Genomic DNA, 16,763 nt, shown 5'->3' on the forward strand with positions numbered 1-16,763 from the left:
TAATCCTATTAATTAGTTAACATCTTAGATAGGATTGGAATTATCTGCTTTTTCCTGGACATAACTCCAGTTAAATATACACCTATCTCTCTATCCTCACTAACAAAACTGCGTTTAACTAAAGATCCAGCCTGCTTGTTAAATAATAATAGACTGCCTTCATTTAAAATATCAGTTACCATTAAAAAGATATAATTCAAACTTTTTTCTTCCTTTAACTTCTGTAAAGCAGTTAGAATCTGCATATCTTGTTTCTTAAATTCTTCTAAATCCATAATTTCAATTTGACCTACACCAATCTTAACTTCATTGAAAGCATATTCTTTAAAATCATTTAAAATCAATTCTCTAGGTTCTAATTTATTTAGGACCGAACCTGCTTTAAAGATTGATCTACCAATTTTTTCTATATCCTCATCAATAATTTCTGCTAAATTATTAGCTACTTCTCTATCAACCAAAGTACAAGTCGGAGATCTAAAGATAACTGTATCTGACAGAATCGCTGCTAATAAAATCCCTGCTATCTCCTCTGACAATGCAATTCCATATTCAGAATAAAGTTTAGCAACTATAGTAGCTGTACTACCTACTGGTTCATTTCTAACTAAAATAGGCTCTAAAGTCTCTAAATCACCTAATCGATGATGATCAATAACCTCTAATAAAGTTGCCTCCGCAATACCTTCAACAGCCTGACTCTTTTCATTATGATCGACTAAAATAACTTCCTTAGTCTCTAAGTCGATTAAGTTTCGAGCGGAAACTAAACCTAACAATCTATTCTGTCGGTCAATTACTGGATAACTTCGATGGGCAGAATTAAGAATATCTTCCCTAACATTATCTACTAATTCATTAGGATAAAAGCTCTCGACTTCTATACTCATCACTTTAGAAACAGGAATACTCATATTAATCAATCTAGCCGCTGCAAAAGTATCATGAGGGACCTTAATAATTGTAATCTCTTTTTTAGTAGCCAAATCCTTAATTTCAGTCTTTACTTCTAAATCGCCTGTAACTATTAAACAAGAGATATCAGCTTCTAAAGCAACACGTTGTGCTTTAACTCGATTACCTAATAAGACTATATCTCCTGAACTAATATAACTCCGCATGGTTTCAGCATCCATAGCCCCGGTAATGATATTACCGGTTACTTCTGCACTTATATCTTGTTGGTCAATAATTACTTCTCCTTCTAAAGTATGAATTATATTCTCTAAAGAAGTCGGTACCTCTCGTAATGACTCAACGGCTAACTCCTCTAAATATCTATGGGCAATATCGCCTGCTGTTACTATTCCTAATAATTCATTTATTTCATTAATAACCGGAACTACTTTAATCTCTTCCTGTTCTAATAATTCTCCTACTTCTTTAATAGGTGTATTAGGAGCAACCGTTTTTAAATTATTTCGGTTCATAATATCACTGACTCTAGTATATACATCTGTTACTAATTCTGGTGCTTGCACATTAAAATAATCTAACACAAATTTCGTCTCAGGATTTATTCCTCCACACCTAGCAGCAGCAACTTTTTCTCCTAATTCCTGTTTGAATTTAGCATAGGCAATAGCCGAACAGATTGAATCAGTATCTGGATTCTGATGACCAATGACTATTTTCTCTTTTGACATTCTACTACTCACTCTCCTGCTGTAATTATTGATCTTTATTTAATCATTAATTAACTTTCTTTAAAGGAGCATAAGCAACCAATAGCTTTTTAATACCTTCGTTTGGAAAGGCAATAGCCACCTGTTCATCTGCACCACTTCTATCAATACTTACTACCCTGCCAATACCCCATTTGGAATGCTTTACTTGATCCCCTACAGAATATTCGCCATTATTGTCATCACTACTTTTAGTACTAGTATTTTTAGTCTTCATTTCTTTAGATTTAGTACCTGAATCACACAACTTTTTAGGGAGTTCTTCTAAAAATCTGGATGGCGGTTTATAAGAACTTCTACCATAAATCTTTCTAGAGGAAGCATGGGTTAAATATAATTTCTGCTCTGCTCTAGTAATTCCTACATAACAAAGTCTTCTTTCTTCTTCAATATCTGCCGTAGATTCTAAAGAACGAGAATGGGGGAAAATACCTTCTTCCATACCACTTAAAAATACTACTGGAAATTCCAAACCTTTTGCACTATGTAAAGTCATCATTACTACGGCAGCAGCATCTTCATCTAAAGTATCTAAATCTGAAATTAAAGCTACTTCTTCTAAGAAGCCACCTAGACTAGCATCCTCATTCTTCTCTACATATTCTTCTATAACAGTAAATAATTCTTTAATATTCTCGATTCGATTCCGAGCTTGATCAGTTCCTTCTTTCCTTAAATCTTCTAAATAACCAATTTCCGTTAATAACTCCTCTGCTAACTCTAAAGCATTAATCTCATCTGCTCGCTGTCTTAAATAAGAAATCATCTCTCCAAACTTCTGTACTTTCCCAGTAAATCTGCTACTAATAGAATTAATCTCATCAACTCTTTGTACCGAATCATATAAACTACAGTCTTTCTGCTCAGCAAAATTACTTAGTCGTTCAAGTGTCGTTGCCCCTATACCTCTTTTAGGTACATTAATTATTCTCTGTAGACTAATATTATCAGCTGGATTATATAGTAACCTTAAATAACCCAAAATATCTTTAATCTCTTTACGATCATAGAATTTTAAGCCACCTACAATTCGATATGGGATTCCTTCTTTCATAAAGATTTCTTCTAAAACACGAGATTGAGCATTAGTCCGATAGAGAACAGTGAAATCATCATAGCTTAAATTTTCTTTAGCAATTCTCTGCATAATTTCTTTGCTAATATATACTGCCTCTTCCTTTCCTGTATAGGCTCGATGAATAGTTATTGCATCTCCAGAATCATTATCAGTCCATAATTTTTTAGGCTTTCTTCCTTGATTATTACGAACCACTTGAAAAGCTGCATCTAATATCTTCTTAGTAGAACGATAATTTTGCTCTAATTTAATTACTTTAGTGTCAGGATAATCCTTTTCAAAGTTTAAAATATTACTAATATCCGCTCCTCTAAATCCATAAATCCCTTGGTCATCATCTCCTACTACACAGATGTTTTGATGTTTCTTAGCCAATAAATTTATTAATTTATATTGAGCATGATTAACATCTTGATACTCATCAACTAATATATATTGAAGTCTTTCTCGATAATAATCTAATACTAATTCATAATCTCTAAATAACTCCACTGTTTTCATGATTAAGTCATCAAAATCTAAAGCATTATTATCCTTTAATCGTTGTTGATACTTTTCATAAGCATCTCCAATAATTCGTTCAAAATAACTACCCACTCGTTCTTGATAAGTCTTTACATCTATTAATTCATTCTTAGCATCACTAATTTGATTTAAGACAGAACGAGGCTCAAACTGTTTAGTATCTAAATTTAACTCATTCTTAATAATATCCTTAATCAATGCTCGCTGATCTGTAGTATCATAAATAACAAAATTTGAATTATAACCTAGTTTACCAATTTCTCTTCTTAAGATGCGTACTGCAATCGAATGAAAAGTACTCATCCAAACTTCTCTACTATCCTGAGAGATTAACTCTTCTATCCGTTCTTTCATCTCAGTAGCTGCCTTATTAGTAAAAGTAACTGCTAAAATATTATAAGGGTCTACCCCAATTTCTTGAATTAAATAAGCAATCCGTCTTGTTAATACTCTTGTCTTTCCACTACCTGCCCCGGCTAAAACCAATAAAGGTCCATCTACATGTTTTACTGCTTCCTCTTGTTGAGGATTTAAGTCAGATAAAATATTCATTCTAAAGTCCTCCTTTTAACTGATATAATTATAACTAATAATCAAGAATATGTCTAATCTATTTAGTTCTATTTTGGAGTATTCTTTCATAAATTTATTTAATAGAAGAAAGGAGTTTATAACATGAAAAGAATTATTTTAATCTTATTTGTTATTGCATTCTGTAGCGGCATCTCTATTAGCCTTATCTTTGCTCCTAAATCTGCAACTCAACCTGAAAATCTTAAAATTCCTGATCTAACTTTAAAAACTAATACTGGTAAGAAGATTAATCTTAGCAAAAATATAAATACTAAGACCATCCTTCTTTTCTGGCTACCTAAGTCTCTAAGTTGTCAAAAACAGCTGCAAACTCTTCAGAAAATTCAAAATGAATATTCTGATTCAGTCTTAATCTATGGAGTTTCTATTGGTACTATTGAAAAAGAAGCAGTTGAAGAAATAAAAATAGAGAATAGTATCACCTATCCTCTATTAATTGATAAAGATGCCAAATTATCAGAAGAATTATTAATCAGTGCTATCCCTACTTTAATTTTCATCAATAACCAAGGAATAATGGTTGAAAAGCATGTCGGCTTAATGGATATACCTGAGTTAAAAAAGAATTTGAACTCTATAGCACAGCAACCTAATAAATAATTTTTAACTAAACCAAGTATAAAATTTTAACCCTATATACAGCGCTGCCCCTCCTACCATATAAAGCCATCCTACTACTTGAGCAAATCTTTTCTCTCGTTCTAAATCATCTTCATCTAAATTATGAGTTTCATAAAAAGCAGAATAAGCCCCAATGCTAACTACTAACACAGCTGGCAAAGGGGTATAAACACTGACTAAATATTCTACGAAAAACTTTAAGTAATTTGATACTACTGACAAATCAATCACCTTCTTTACTTTACTTAACTAATCCTATTCTTCTAATCTTAACTTCTGGTTCAACTCTTACTTTAACACCTGCAAACTCTTTATGCCAATTCTTTTTAACCTTCTTCCAAACTTTAGGTTCATGACGGCGTAATTGTTCTCCAAATCCAAAAAAATCTGTTTGAAATTCTTGCTGTGCCTTATCAATCACTTGCATAGTATTTTTTTTAATATGTTCTTCTATATTCTTTTCTAGCTTTTTAATATATTGATCATTCATAAGATTAACCTTACTTTGTATTTCTACTATATTACCTTCAAGTTTAATTTCAACTTTGAAAGTAATCTTTTCTTTCTTTACAATAGGCTTTATTCTTATATTAAGGCCGTTAGATTCATAAACAGCTTTATTCCCTTCTTTAAGACCAGGAATAATTATTTCTCCCTGCCCAGTAGCATTTTTAACTCGTAAAGCAGATTGAGTTTCTAACTCCCCTAACCACCCTACCATCTTCTCACCTCTAAAAATAGCACTTCCACATACCTTAACATCCTTTTCCCCTGTGACTATCCTAGGTACTAATGAACCAGCTCCAGTATGTATATTAATCATAAATTCCCCTAAAGTAATTGGACTAACTCTCGAACATTTAACTTTATTCTCTACAATCATGGATATGTAAGAACTCGTGACCTGTTCAACCGGAGTATTAAGTGCTAAAATTTCTTCAACATTCTCTGGACAAACAAAAACATTTACTCTTCTTTGTACTTCATTGTCTCTTTCAAAAAAATCTAATAAATCTTGTACACCTTCTCTGGCCAAAGATTCTTTTATAATCATACTCTTTAAATGCCCTAAATAGACTCGACGATTAGAACGAGAGGCAAACTGTTGGCAAGCTTCTAAAACAGTGTCAGCATTGGTACTTACAATCCAAGTCGGTTCACCATTACCTCCACCTTCACCTCCAACTAAATTACGTACAATAGGGGCTTCAATAGTAACTTTTAATTGATCTTGTCTTCTTTCTGCTCTTGTTATCACCTCTCTAAATGACGGTTTTGCTATCTCTTCTACCTTATCTTGAATTTCTTTATCATTAGGTCGAATTATTCCTTCATCTCTTAATTTCTTTCTTGCCTTCTCCTCTAAATCATTTAACACCTCTTCTATAGATTTAGGTTGACTTATTCCTACTCCAAAAACAAATAATCTTTCTTCTATTTCTGTTCGGTCCCAACATCCTGTTACTATAGTAGTTAATAAGATTATTATTATTCCAAGTAATATATACTTATATATTTGCCTCATCTTTAACCCCTCACTTTAATCATTATCCTCTTCTCCCCATTTATTATTTTCCCGTTCTATATCCTGTCGATTAGGGTCTTGAGGAGCTAATTCCTTAGGTCTTGTGGTCATTAAATGGGTTGGTGCCCTAATAAAATCATCCTTCCAATCAGAGAATCTATAAGGAGCTAATGGACTTAAATAAGGGACACCAAAACTCTTTAAAGTAACTAAATGAATTAATATAGCTAAAACTCCTAACATCATACCATAAAGTCCAAGTACAGCAGCTAAAATCATAAATCCAAATCTTATAAATCTTATGGACAATGAAACATTATAACTAGGAGTTATAAATGAAGCAATAGCCGTAATCGCCACTACAATAACCATAATTGGACTAGCGACCTTAGCCGAAACTGCTGCCTGTCCAATTACTAATCCCCCAACAATACCTATAGTCTGTCCAATAGGCCCTGGTAATCTAATACCAGCTTCTCTTAATAATTCAATAGTTACTTCCATAACTCCCGCCTCTATAAAAGCAGGAAAAGGTACCCCCTCTCTAGTTGCTGCAACGCTCATCATCAATTCAGTAGGAATCATCCCTGGATGAAACGAGGTTAAAGCTATAAAAAGTGCTGGTGCTAAAGCAGATATAAAAATAGAAGTAAATCTTAAAATACGAATAGCGCTCATTACTAACCAACGCTCATTATAATCCTCTGGTGATTGATATAATTGACTAAAAGTAACCGGAACTAGTAAGACCATAGGTGTATTGTCGACTAAAATTGCTACTCTACCTTCTAATAAAGATCCAACCACCTTGTCTGGCCGTTCTGTAACTTGAATCTGCGGGAAAGGAGAATAATGGCTATCTTCTATTAGTTGCTCTATATAACCAGTTTCTAAAATTTGATCAATATCTATAGTATCTAAACGGGCCTTCACTTCATTAATAATTTCTTTATTAGCTATCCCTTTTACATAAGCTAAAGCTACATCTGTCTTAGTCCTCCTGCCAATTTTAGTAGATTGAATCTTTAAATTAGGGTCTCTAATTCTCCTTCTTATTAAGACTGTATTCATCCTAATAGTTTCAGTGAAACCATCTCTAGGTCCCCGAATGACTGACTCAGTTGCAGGCTCTTGAATTCCCCTACTTGGCCAACCTCTAGCACTAATAATTAAAGCTTGATCATCACCATCAAAGAAAAGAGCTGTCTCACCTGATAATATAGATAATACTACATCATCGAAATTTTCTGCTTTACTCACTGATTCAGCAGAAAGCACAAAGCTTTCAACAGTCTGAGCCAAATTGCTTTTATTAATCTCTACATCCGGATCTGTCTCTCTAATTCTATGCATTAATGGAGTTAAGACTTGCTCATTAAGAAGAGCCTTACTAATCATTCCATCTACATAAACCATTAAAGCTTTTAAATCACTTCTTCCGGCAATATTAAATTCCTTAATGGTAATATCACCATTATCACCTAATAAGTTATCTAAATACTCTTTATTTTTATCTAATTTCTTATGTAATTTAGGTGCTGGATCGGCTTCTTTTTCAGTTATATCACGATTAAATAAGCTTTTAAATTGATCCTTTATATCCTTCCACATCTAAGCCCCTCCATCTAATATAATAGTAGTTTAATTTAAAATATAGCCTAAAATTAGTATGCATAATCCACCAAAAAATATGCAAAAAAAGAACCCTTTCAGTAATAAACCGAAAGGGTTAAACTATATTTATCTTAAATTATTTATTTAAAAGGTCTCTACCAATAACTACTCCTGAAGCAGAAGCTTGGATTAATCCTCGAGTAATACCAGCACCATCTCCAGCTACATATAAATTTTCAACCTTGGTTTCTAAAGAATCATCAACCTTTAACCTAGAAGAATAGAACTTAACTTCTACTCCATATAATAAAGTATGACGGGAATATATACCTGGAGCAACCTTGTCTAACGCCTCTAACATCTCTACAATGGCCGTCATATGTCGATAAGGCAATACTAAGCTTAAATCTCCTGGCGTAGCTTCTTTAAAAGTTGGCTCTACTAAACCACGCTGTATTCTACTCTCTGTAGATCTTCGTCCACTTAAAAAATCACCTAACCTTTGGACTAAGATTCCTCCGCCTAGCAAATTAGCTAATTTAGCTATATCTTTACCATAAGTAATCGGTTCTTTAAACGGTTCAGTAAAACTTTTACTAACTAAAAGTGCAAAGTTAGTATTTTCTGTTTTTATTTCAGCATGACTATGTCCGTTAACTGTAATTAAACCGTTATTATTTTCATTTACTACTTCACCATTTGGACACATACAAAAAGTTCTAACTTTATCATCAAAAGTAGGAGTATGATAAATGAATTTAGATTCATAAATTACATCTGTCAAGTTTTCTAAAACTGCTGCAGGCACCTCTACTCTAACACCAATATCTACAGGATTAATGGCCATATTTATATCTAACTTTTCAGCTTCTTTGCTTAACCATTCAGAGTTTTCTCTTCCTGGTGCTACTACTACTGCTCCTGCTTGAATTTGCTGTCCGTTTTTTAGCTTAACCCCTGTAGCCTTACCATTATTGACCAATAAATCAGTTACTCTAACTCCAATCTGGACTTCTACTCCATTATCTATAAGATACTCTTTCATCTTAGATAACACTTTTCTACTATACCCCGTTCCTAAGTGTCTAATCCTAGATGGAACAAACTTCAACTCCGCTTGAATAGCTTGATGATTAATCTCATCTAAAACTTCTGGAGAAGCTCCATATACTTTTTCTGGGGCACCAAACTTTAAATATTCTTCATCTACATAGCTAATTAACTCTGATAACCTATCTTTTCCTATATAATCTGCTAAATTACCTCCTACATTTGTAGATAAAGTTAATTTACCATCACTAAAAGCTCCAGCTCCCCCCCAGCCACAAACAATAGAACAATTATTACAAGAGATACAATTTAAATCCTTATCTTTAGCTGGACAACTGCGTTTATCGATATCTTCTCCTTTTTCCAAAATTAAAATATCTAAATCTGCTTCTTCCTTGATTACTTCTAAAGCAGTAAAAATCCCAGCTGGACCAGCTCCTACAATAATTAGATCATAACTTTCTAGTAAATCTGCCATCAATTCCACTCCTTTTAGTTAAATTGATTCACTCCCTTGGCTATTATTCTAGTCAAACCTTAAAACTCCTTCATATTTTAAGGTTTAAATGGTGACATACTATTAGCTCTTTTAATCAACTTAACTAGATATATATATAACATTAATACAGTGATAGCAACACCGCCCATGGATATAAAATTCCCTACTACTAAAAAATCATAAATCCCATGCAGTAAAGCAACTTGAATTAAACCAATCGAAATCAGTCTAATCTCTGAACCTCTTCCCATTTTAGCTAAACCTAAATAGTATCCCGCTATCCCCGAAAATGATGCGTGAACTAATGTAGTTATAAATGCTCGTACAACTCCTACCTTATATCCAAATACAACTGTATAAAGCAAATTTTCAACTACTGCAAATCCTAACCCTGCACTAATTGAATAAATAATACCATCCATTACTTCATTAAATTCTTCAGATTTATATAATCCATACCAAACAACAATAAGTTTAAAAAATTCTTCAGTTAACCCAACCACTACAGTTGTTAATATAAATAACTTAATTAAACTAGCACTATTATTTATCTGATTAGCAAAAGGTAGTTCAATTAATCCAACAGGTATTACTGCTAAAGCTCCATACATAAATGCCTTAATAATTAATCCTACAGGCTCTGGTTCATATTTATCTTGGCGATAAAAGAAATAAACCCATAATATCCCTGGTACTAAAGAGACTAATAGTAATAAAAGAACTCTAATATTGCTCCACCTCTCTTGAGATAAAAATATAACGGCAATATTGCCGTTATATTTTTATCTATTCTATTTCTGATTTTAAAGTGTCATCATTATTATCCACATGCTCCTCACTAACATCTTCAACTTTATAATCTATTCCTGATTCAAAAATCACTTGATCTCCCGAGTTTAAAGAATAATATTCTGATCGCTTAACTCCATTAACCATAATTCTTTCAGTATATTCTGGCGGTATATCTAATACTCTTTTTAAACTACCAATAGTCATATTATCTCTTAAAATCATATCTACTGTTGTATCCTGATTTTGTACGTTAGCAAGATCATTAATTGCTAATTCAATTCTCATATTTATCCACTCCTCTTTTATCTGCTATATCTGCTATAATAATTTTAATTAGTCTTATTATATCCAGATATCCAAAAAATATTTCAGCTATTCTTAAATAAGCATCTAAAGAGTGGAACTATATCATATGAAATTATTCGCTAACTACCAACTTTCTCCGACGATTTTTAATCTGTTGTTGCAAAACAAAATTAGAGATTTGATCCTCTACTTTACTGCTTAATATATCAAACTTAATCCCTATTTCATACTCATCGCCCTTTTTTAGTACTCTTACTACTTCTCCTAAAATTTCAAAATCATTTTCGTTTAATCTAAATCTCAAATCTATAACTAATTCTTCTAATAATTTAATATCTGATTTAAAACAAATTCCTCCACCACTAATATCTATCATCTGTCCATGCCCTTTCTTATCTTCTAAATGAGTTAAATTTTCACCTTGATAACTTACTGGACTAAATTCAATCTCTGTTTGATATTCTACCCGTACAAATTGTCTTCGTTGATAATTTTGAATTTTGTTAGGTAATTTTAATTTAATTAAAGGCATCTCTACACTCACAATTTCAGTATTAAAATAATAAATTCCTTGAGCATTATCTATGTAAACCATCTGAACCAATTTACCACTTGTTAAGTCTAAGTCATTTGATAATTGAACTATTAATCTTTCATTTTTAATTTCAAGGATTTGACATCTAATAGTATCAGATAAATCACTAAAATCAACAGCTGGTTTTCTAAAATTTAATTTTTTATTTACCAAGTGGTTGATATCCATATGTCTCCACATCCTTTTAAGCAGATTGCCTTATTAATCATTCTATCATAAAATTACATAATTTTCAATATATGAAAATCATGCCCGCTCACCTATATTTTTATCACTCATGCTTTTTTTACTTATATTTTTATCACTTATACTTTCTTCACTATCTTTTACTCTATCCCAAGCCGTTTCATGTAAATAATAAATCAAAATCTTAGCAATTATTTCTAACGAAGCTACTGAACCAGCTATCTCCATTTCACCAGTCAAAAAATATACAATTGAAACAGTAGTGAATGACGCTGTAATTCGCCAAGTAATACTCTTTAACACTCTTCTTAACTTATTACTCATTCCTAATTACCTCCAACTTTTATCAGTTTACAGTTGACGGTTGACAGTTAATTCATTATTGTCACTATTAACTTTCTTCTGATCTTTTATTTTCTCTTGAAATTCAATACCGTCTTCTATCAAACCTTCAATTACAAATTCTCTTAATTCAAAAACTCTTTAAACAGGTTTTTCATCCAGCTTAAAAACCAAAGCTCCTTACAGGCAAAGCCTGACGTGAATAATTTCTGCTGTAAACCTATGATATCCTCTGCTTTTAATTCGGATGTCTTTTCTGGGTTTCACTGTCAACTGTTATCTGTAAACTGTCAACTAATTTTAAAACCTTTTCTACTGATTCTGCTACTGTTAACTCTTCTGTATCTATCACTACATCTGGATCCTCTGGTTCTTCGTACGGTGAAGAAATCCCAGTAAAATTCTCTATCTCACCTTGCTTAGCTTTCTCATACAACCCTTTCGGATCTCTTTTAACACAAACTTCTATATTAGCTTTAACATATATCTCTATAAAATTCTCTTCTCCTATCTTCTTCTTAGCAAAGTCTCGCATACTTTTAAATGGCGAGATAAAAGAAGCCAATGTAATTAAACCAGCATCTTTAAATAAAGTTGCTACTTCAGTTATCCTGCGAATATTCTCATCTCTATCTTCTTTAATAAATCCAAGATCAGAGTTTAATCCATATCTAATATTATCACCGTCTAATCTATAAAGCACTTTACCTTGTTTAATTAATTCCTTTTCTACTTCTACAGCGATAGTCGATTTACCTGACCCAGAAAGCCCCGTAAACCAAACTACTAACCCCTGCTGTCCAATGTTCCTACACCTATCTTCATATGTCACTTCACCTTCATGCCAAATTATATTATTTTCTGATACCCAGTTTTCTTCATCTTCTAAAGCATTTTGAATTATTCCTCCACCGGCTATTTCATAATTATCTATTATAACAAACCTACTGGTTTCAGCTATCTCATTGATTAAATCAAAAGCTATTGCTTTCTCTAATTTTAATATGCATTCAGCCACATCATGTCTTTCTATTTCATTCTTATCTTCATTTTGACTTAGCTTAGAAGCATCAATCACTCTTACTACTTTTTCTATTTTAGCCTTTACTTTAGTGGTTCCTAATTTCAAATAATAATCTTTCTGTTTTTTCATTGAGTTCTTGCCTAACCAGAAGAGATTTACTTTAATTCTAGAAGTAGCTTGAGGTCTAGATTGGCCAGCTAAAGTAGCTACCTCCCCTCTTGTAATATATATCTGTTCTTCTAAAGTAAATCCCGTGGCATATCCTACACTAACACTTTCCTTAGGATCTTCATTAAATGCTTCAATTGATTTCACTTTACCTCTCTTCCCTGAGGGATAAAATACAATTTCATCTCCAATCTTTATCTGTCCAGACTCTATTGTTCCAGCTATAATTCGTCGATCATCTCCACCTTTGGTAAATTTATAAATATCTTGTATAGGCATTCTAAATGGTTTATCTCCTGGAAGTTTCTCGCCATTAAAGCTATCTAAAACTTCTAATATCGTCTCTCCTTGATACCACTTTGTTCTCTTAGATAAATTTGCTATATTGTCTCCTCTCATACCACTAACAGGAATAAAAGAAATCGGTTTTATATTTATCTGATGTAAAAATTCAGTATATTCTTCTACTATTTCTTGAAATATTTGTTGATTATAGCCAACCAAATCCATCTTATTAATTAAAACAGCAACCTGTTTAATTCCTAACATAGATAACATATATCCATGTCGTCTTGAATTCTCCCTAACACCTTCATCGGCATCTATGACTAATAAAGAGGCTTCAGCTCTAGCAGCTCCTGTAACCATGTTTTTCAGAAATTCAATATGTCCAGGAGCATCAATAATAATATATCTCCGCTTATCAGTCTCAAAAAAACACCTAGCTGAATCTATAGTAATTCCTTGAGACTGTTCATCTTTTAAAGCATCTAACAAAAATGCATACTCAAATGGCTTAGAATTACGTCGACAAGTCTCCTTTACTTGCTGTAATTTACCTTCTGGTAATGAATCAGTGTCGGCTAATAATCTGCCAATAATTGTACTCTTCCCATGATCTACATGACCAGCAATCACTATGCTTAAATCTTCCTTTTGCCTTTCTAACACTTTAGCCATTAGCAACTCTCTCCTCTATTATTTTTAGTATTCAGTGTCAGGTAACAGTGTCAGAAATCATGATGCTGACACAGACACTGTTAACTGCTTATTGTTACATGTAGCCTTCTTTACGAAGTTCTTCTAGTCCTCAGTCAGCCTAAAAATCGAAGCTGGCTATGGTGTAACAATATCATTTCTCTTTCATGTATTTGACTGTTTATTTTTACATATATCCCTCTTTACGAAGTTCTTCTAATCCTCCGCCATCCTCTTTGTCCTGTTCTCTACCTGCTCTTTCTGCTATATTAGCAAATTTACCAAACTTTAATTCTTTAACTATCTCATCTACTGTACTAGCTGTAGATTTAACAGGTTTAGTACAAGGATAGCAACCTAAAGACCTATATCTCGTTCCATCTCCTTGATCAAAGTACAATGAAACTACAGGTATTCTCTCCCGTTTAATATACTCCCAAATATCTAATTCCGTCCAATCTAATAATGGATGGATTCTGACATGAGTTTCTGGAGCAAAATCTGTTTTATATTGCTTCCAAAATTCAGGAGGTTGATCACCGATATCCCAATCATTATTTTGATCTCTCGGTGAAAAGTATCTTTCTTTAGAACGAGTACCTTCCTCATCAGCTCTTACTCCAACGATTACCCCAGTATAAGGTTCTTTGTTCTCATCACTTTCATACTGCCCTGTATTGTGATTCATCCTATATCTAGTCCATTTACCATTTAAAGTATTTTTCAAACCTGCTGTCTTCAATTTTCTGCAACAATCTAATCTAGTAGTATTATCATCAGGAAAAGTCTGCTTCTTCATTAATGCCTTTTCATTTTGACCATAAATCATATCCAACTCCCATTTTCTAGCTAATCGATCCCTATGTTCAATCATTTCTGGTATTTTATAATTAGTGTCTATATGTACCAATGGAATAGGTACATGACCAAAGAACGCTTTTCTAGCTAGCCACAATAAAACCGTACTATCCTTACCAATAGACCATAACATACATAAATTTTTAAATTCACTGTATGCCTCTCGTAGAATATGAATACTTTTAGTTTCTAACTTATCTAAATGATCCACATTTATACCTCCTTTACATTTTTGACACTTATAACAAGCCACTTATAAGTATTATAATAATTCCCTTATATCATTATGTCTAAATGCGCCAATATATGATAAGATGGTATCCTCTATTATACTTATGCAGGAGAGATTAAATTGTGAATAAAAAAAGCAGATTATGATTAATCATAATCTGCTTAACTAGGTAATGTTTTTAATTTTAAGTTTATTAATTAATTATTTAATTCAGTAATACTAGAATCATCACCACAAATAGGACATCTCGGATTAGCTTTAAGTTCTACTTTTCTAAACGAAGCATGTAGAGCATCATATATTAATAATTTACTGAACAGAAGCTCACCAATACCCAACAAGTATTTTATAGCCTCTGTAGCTTGTAAAGTACCAATAGTACCAGCAACTGCTCCCAATACCCCTATCTCCTTATCCGCAGAAATCCTACCTTGTTTAGAAGATTCAGGGAAAATACAACGATAACATGGCCCCTTCCCAGGAATAATCACCATAACTTGTCCTTCAAACCCCAAAACTCCTGCCTCTATTAATGGAATATTATTCGATACACACGCATCATTTATTAAATATCTACTTGCAAAATTATCAACACAATTAATCACAATATCATATCTCATAACTAAATCTTCTACATTATCTGTCTTTAAAGAAGCCTGATAAGTAATAATATCTAAATTGGGATTTAAAGCTTTTAAACTCTTCTCAGCTGAATCAACTTTAAAACTACCTATATTACTAGTGCTATGTAGAATTTGTCTTTGTAAATTACTAAGCTCTATCTCATCAAAATCAATAATTCCAATACACCCTATCCCAACAGCAGCCAAATAGTAAGCTACTGGTGAACCTAAACCTCCAGCCCCTACTATTAAAACACTTGATTCTTTTAATTTCTGTTGACCTTCCTGACCTATTTCATCTAAGATAATATGTCTATCATATCTCTGTAATTCCTCACTACTAAGATCATAGTTAGACATTATAACCCTCCTACATAAATTATTAACTCAAACTCTTACTGTTAATATACTTAACAGTAAATATATTATATAATACTCATTAAAATTAACCAATACATTTTTTAAATAGATTTTTACTACTATTAACATATTATCCACAACTTAAAAAAATATAGCTTCATTTAAATAAGAAACCCCTCTTCTATTAAGAAGAGGGGCTAAATAATTCTAAAAAGTTGCAACAATAGATCCTTTATATTTCTCTTGAATGAACTTCTTAACTGGTTTAGAAGTTAAGGCATCAGCCAATTTATTTAGTGCTTCATTATCTTTATCTTCCATTTTAACTGCTAATACATTAGCATATGGTGACTCACTACCCTCCATAATAATTGCATCTTTAGTAGGTACTAAATCAGCTTCTAAAGCGTAGTTAGTATTGATTACAGCTGCTGTTACATCAGGTAATACTCGTGGCAATTGAGCAGCTGCTATTTCTTCAAACTTTAAGTTCTTAGGATTTTCCACAATATCCACTGGAGTTGCCTTTAAACCAGCATCCTTATCTAACTTTATTAAGCCATGTTCAGCTAATAAGAGTAACGAACGACCTTCATTAGTAACATCATTAGGTAAAGCAATAGTTGCTCCATCTTCAATCTCATCTAAAGAACTAATCTTTTTTGAATAAAGTCCCATTGGTTCAATATGAACCTTAGCTATATAAGTAAGATCTAAATCTCTTTCTTCTTTAAAATCATTTAGATAAGGTACATGTTGAAAGAAATTAGCATCTATACTACCGTCAGCTAAAGCAATATTAGGTGTTACATAATCAGTAAATTCTTTTATTTCTAATTCAATACCTTCCTTAGCTAATATTGGTTTAATTTTTTCTAATATTTCAGTATGAGGTACTGGAGTTGCTCCCACAGTTAATGTTGTCTTCTCTGCTCCTACTTCTTTTTGCGCACCTTGATTACCACCACAACCTGCTGCCAAACCAACTACAACTAATAATACAATTGAAATTAAAAATTTCTTATTCCTAAACATTAATACTCACTCCTCATTACTTAATTATTTTAATTTATATATTTGAAATTAGATATTTTAAATTAATCAGTTT

At 32.3% G+C, this 16,763-nt stretch carries 15 protein-coding genes; 1 reads left to right on the forward strand and 14 read right to left on the reverse strand.

Translation table 11 applies throughout. The annotated features are described in order from the left end of the window. Positions 1-8 precede the first annotated feature (8 nt). Positions 9-1,646, reverse strand: a complete 1,638-nt coding sequence (locus tag B5D41_RS02060; RefSeq protein ID WP_078808948.1) for a putative manganese-dependent inorganic diphosphatase — start codon at positions 1,644-1,646, stop codon at positions 9-11. Between the two features lie 46 nt (positions 1,647-1,692). Further along, the gene (pcrA, locus tag B5D41_RS02065) at positions 1,693-3,840 is read right to left on the reverse strand and encodes a DNA helicase PcrA (protein ID WP_078808950.1); all 2,148 of its coding nucleotides are present in this window, start codon (positions 3,838-3,840) and stop codon (positions 1,693-1,695) included. 123 nt (positions 3,841-3,963) lie between these two features. Between pcrA and B5D41_RS02070 the strand changes: the two genes are divergently transcribed. Further along, complete coding sequence (locus tag B5D41_RS02070; RefSeq protein WP_078808951.1) at positions 3,964-4,482, forward strand: TlpA family protein disulfide reductase; 519 nt, start codon at positions 3,964-3,966, stop codon at positions 4,480-4,482. 3 nt (positions 4,483-4,485) lie between these two features. Here the strand turns inward: B5D41_RS02070 and B5D41_RS02075 are convergent, their stop codons facing one another. From B5D41_RS02075 to B5D41_RS02130, 12 genes are all read right to left on the reverse strand, one after another. Further along, positions 4,486-4,725: a CLC_0170 family protein gene (locus B5D41_RS02075; RefSeq protein WP_078808952.1), complete on the reverse strand. Its 240-nt coding sequence runs from the start codon at positions 4,723-4,725 to the stop codon at positions 4,486-4,488. Positions 4,726-4,744: 19 nt separating this feature from the next. Then, entirely contained in the window at positions 4,745-6,028 is a 1,284-nt protein-coding gene (locus B5D41_RS02080) for a Ger(x)C family spore germination protein (RefSeq protein WP_078808953.1), read from the reverse strand. Between the two features lie 15 nt (positions 6,029-6,043). Beyond that, complete coding sequence (locus B5D41_RS02085; protein ID WP_078808954.1) at positions 6,044-7,639, reverse strand: spore germination protein; 1,596 nt, start codon at positions 7,637-7,639, stop codon at positions 6,044-6,046. Between the two features lie 139 nt (positions 7,640-7,778). After that, on the reverse strand, positions 7,779-9,170 hold the full coding sequence (locus B5D41_RS02090) for an NAD(P)/FAD-dependent oxidoreductase (protein WP_078808955.1): 1,392 nt from the start codon (positions 9,168-9,170) through the stop codon (positions 7,779-7,781). A 77-nt stretch (positions 9,171-9,247) separates the two neighbouring features. Next, entirely contained in the window at positions 9,248-9,958 is a 711-nt protein-coding gene (locus tag B5D41_RS02095) for a PrsW family intramembrane metalloprotease (RefSeq protein WP_327292405.1), read from the reverse strand. Positions 9,959-9,977: 19 nt separating this feature from the next. Further along, positions 9,978-10,268, reverse strand: a complete 291-nt coding sequence (locus B5D41_RS02100) for a hypothetical protein (protein ID WP_078808957.1) — start codon at positions 10,266-10,268, stop codon at positions 9,978-9,980. Positions 10,269-10,401: 133 nt separating this feature from the next. Then, positions 10,402-11,052 carry a flagellar brake protein gene (locus B5D41_RS02105; protein WP_159442869.1) on the reverse strand — a complete coding sequence of 217 codons (651 nt, stop codon included), beginning with the start codon at positions 11,050-11,052 and terminating at the stop codon, positions 10,402-10,404. A 78-nt stretch (positions 11,053-11,130) separates the two neighbouring features. Next, positions 11,131-11,394 carry a DUF2061 domain-containing protein gene (locus tag B5D41_RS02110; RefSeq protein WP_078808959.1) on the reverse strand — a complete coding sequence of 88 codons (264 nt, stop codon included), beginning with the start codon at positions 11,392-11,394 and terminating at the stop codon, positions 11,131-11,133. 256 nt (positions 11,395-11,650) lie between these two features. Continuing rightward, the gene (gene cysC, locus B5D41_RS14515) at positions 11,651-13,564 is read right to left on the reverse strand and encodes an adenylyl-sulfate kinase (protein WP_078808960.1); all 1,914 of its coding nucleotides are present in this window, start codon (positions 13,562-13,564) and stop codon (positions 11,651-11,653) included. A 205-nt stretch (positions 13,565-13,769) separates the two neighbouring features. Further along, positions 13,770-14,651: a sulfate adenylyltransferase subunit CysD gene (gene cysD / locus B5D41_RS02120; protein ID WP_078808961.1), complete on the reverse strand. Its 882-nt coding sequence runs from the start codon at positions 14,649-14,651 to the stop codon at positions 13,770-13,772. A gap of 218 nt (positions 14,652-14,869) precedes the next feature. Then, positions 14,870-15,655 carry a HesA/MoeB/ThiF family protein gene (locus B5D41_RS02125; protein ID WP_078808962.1) on the reverse strand — a complete coding sequence of 262 codons (786 nt, stop codon included), beginning with the start codon at positions 15,653-15,655 and terminating at the stop codon, positions 14,870-14,872. 207 nt (positions 15,656-15,862) lie between these two features. Beyond that, entirely contained in the window at positions 15,863-16,690 is an 828-nt protein-coding gene (locus B5D41_RS02130) for a MetQ/NlpA family ABC transporter substrate-binding protein (protein WP_078808963.1), read from the reverse strand. Positions 16,691-16,763 lie beyond the last annotated feature (73 nt).

Source organism: Selenihalanaerobacter shriftii (genome assembly GCF_900167185.1).
GTDB classification, from domain to species: Bacteria; Bacillota; Halanaerobiia; order Halobacteroidales; family Acetohalobiaceae; genus Selenihalanaerobacter; species Selenihalanaerobacter shriftii.

Excerpts from the sequence above, each read along its gene's own strand:
- B5D41_RS02100 (WP_078808957.1), bottom strand. The coding sequence starts at position 10,268 with ATGAGAATTGAATTAGCAATTAATGATCTTGCTAACGTACAAAATCAG.
- B5D41_RS02105 (WP_159442869.1), bottom strand. The coding sequence starts at position 11,052 with ATGGATATCAACCACTTGGTAAATAAAAAATTAAATTTTAGAAAACCA.
- B5D41_RS02130 (WP_078808963.1), bottom strand. The coding sequence starts at position 16,690 with ATGTTTAGGAATAAGAAATTTTTAATTTCAATTGTATTATTAGTTGTA.
- B5D41_RS02060 (WP_078808948.1), bottom strand. The coding sequence starts at position 1,646 with ATGTCAAAAGAGAAAATAGTCATTGGTCATCAGAATCCAGATACTGAT.
- B5D41_RS02125 (WP_078808962.1), bottom strand. The coding sequence starts at position 15,655 with ATGTCTAACTATGATCTTAGTAGTGAGGAATTACAGAGATATGATAGA.
- B5D41_RS02110 (WP_078808959.1), bottom strand. The coding sequence starts at position 11,394 with ATGAGTAATAAGTTAAGAAGAGTGTTAAAGAGTATTACTTGGCGAATT.
- cysC (WP_078808960.1), bottom strand. The coding sequence starts at position 13,564 with ATGGCTAAAGTGTTAGAAAGGCAAAAGGAAGATTTAAGCATAGTGATT.
- B5D41_RS02070 (WP_078808951.1), top strand. The coding sequence starts at position 3,964 with ATGAAAAGAATTATTTTAATCTTATTTGTTATTGCATTCTGTAGCGGC.
- pcrA (WP_078808950.1), bottom strand. The coding sequence starts at position 3,840 with ATGAATATTTTATCTGACTTAAATCCTCAACAAGAGGAAGCAGTAAAA.
- B5D41_RS02090 (WP_078808955.1), bottom strand. The coding sequence starts at position 9,170 with ATGGCAGATTTACTAGAAAGTTATGATCTAATTATTGTAGGAGCTGGT.
- B5D41_RS02085 (WP_078808954.1), bottom strand. The coding sequence starts at position 7,639 with ATGTGGAAGGATATAAAGGATCAATTTAAAAGCTTATTTAATCGTGAT.
- B5D41_RS02080 (WP_078808953.1), bottom strand. The coding sequence starts at position 6,028 with ATGAGGCAAATATATAAGTATATATTACTTGGAATAATAATAATCTTA.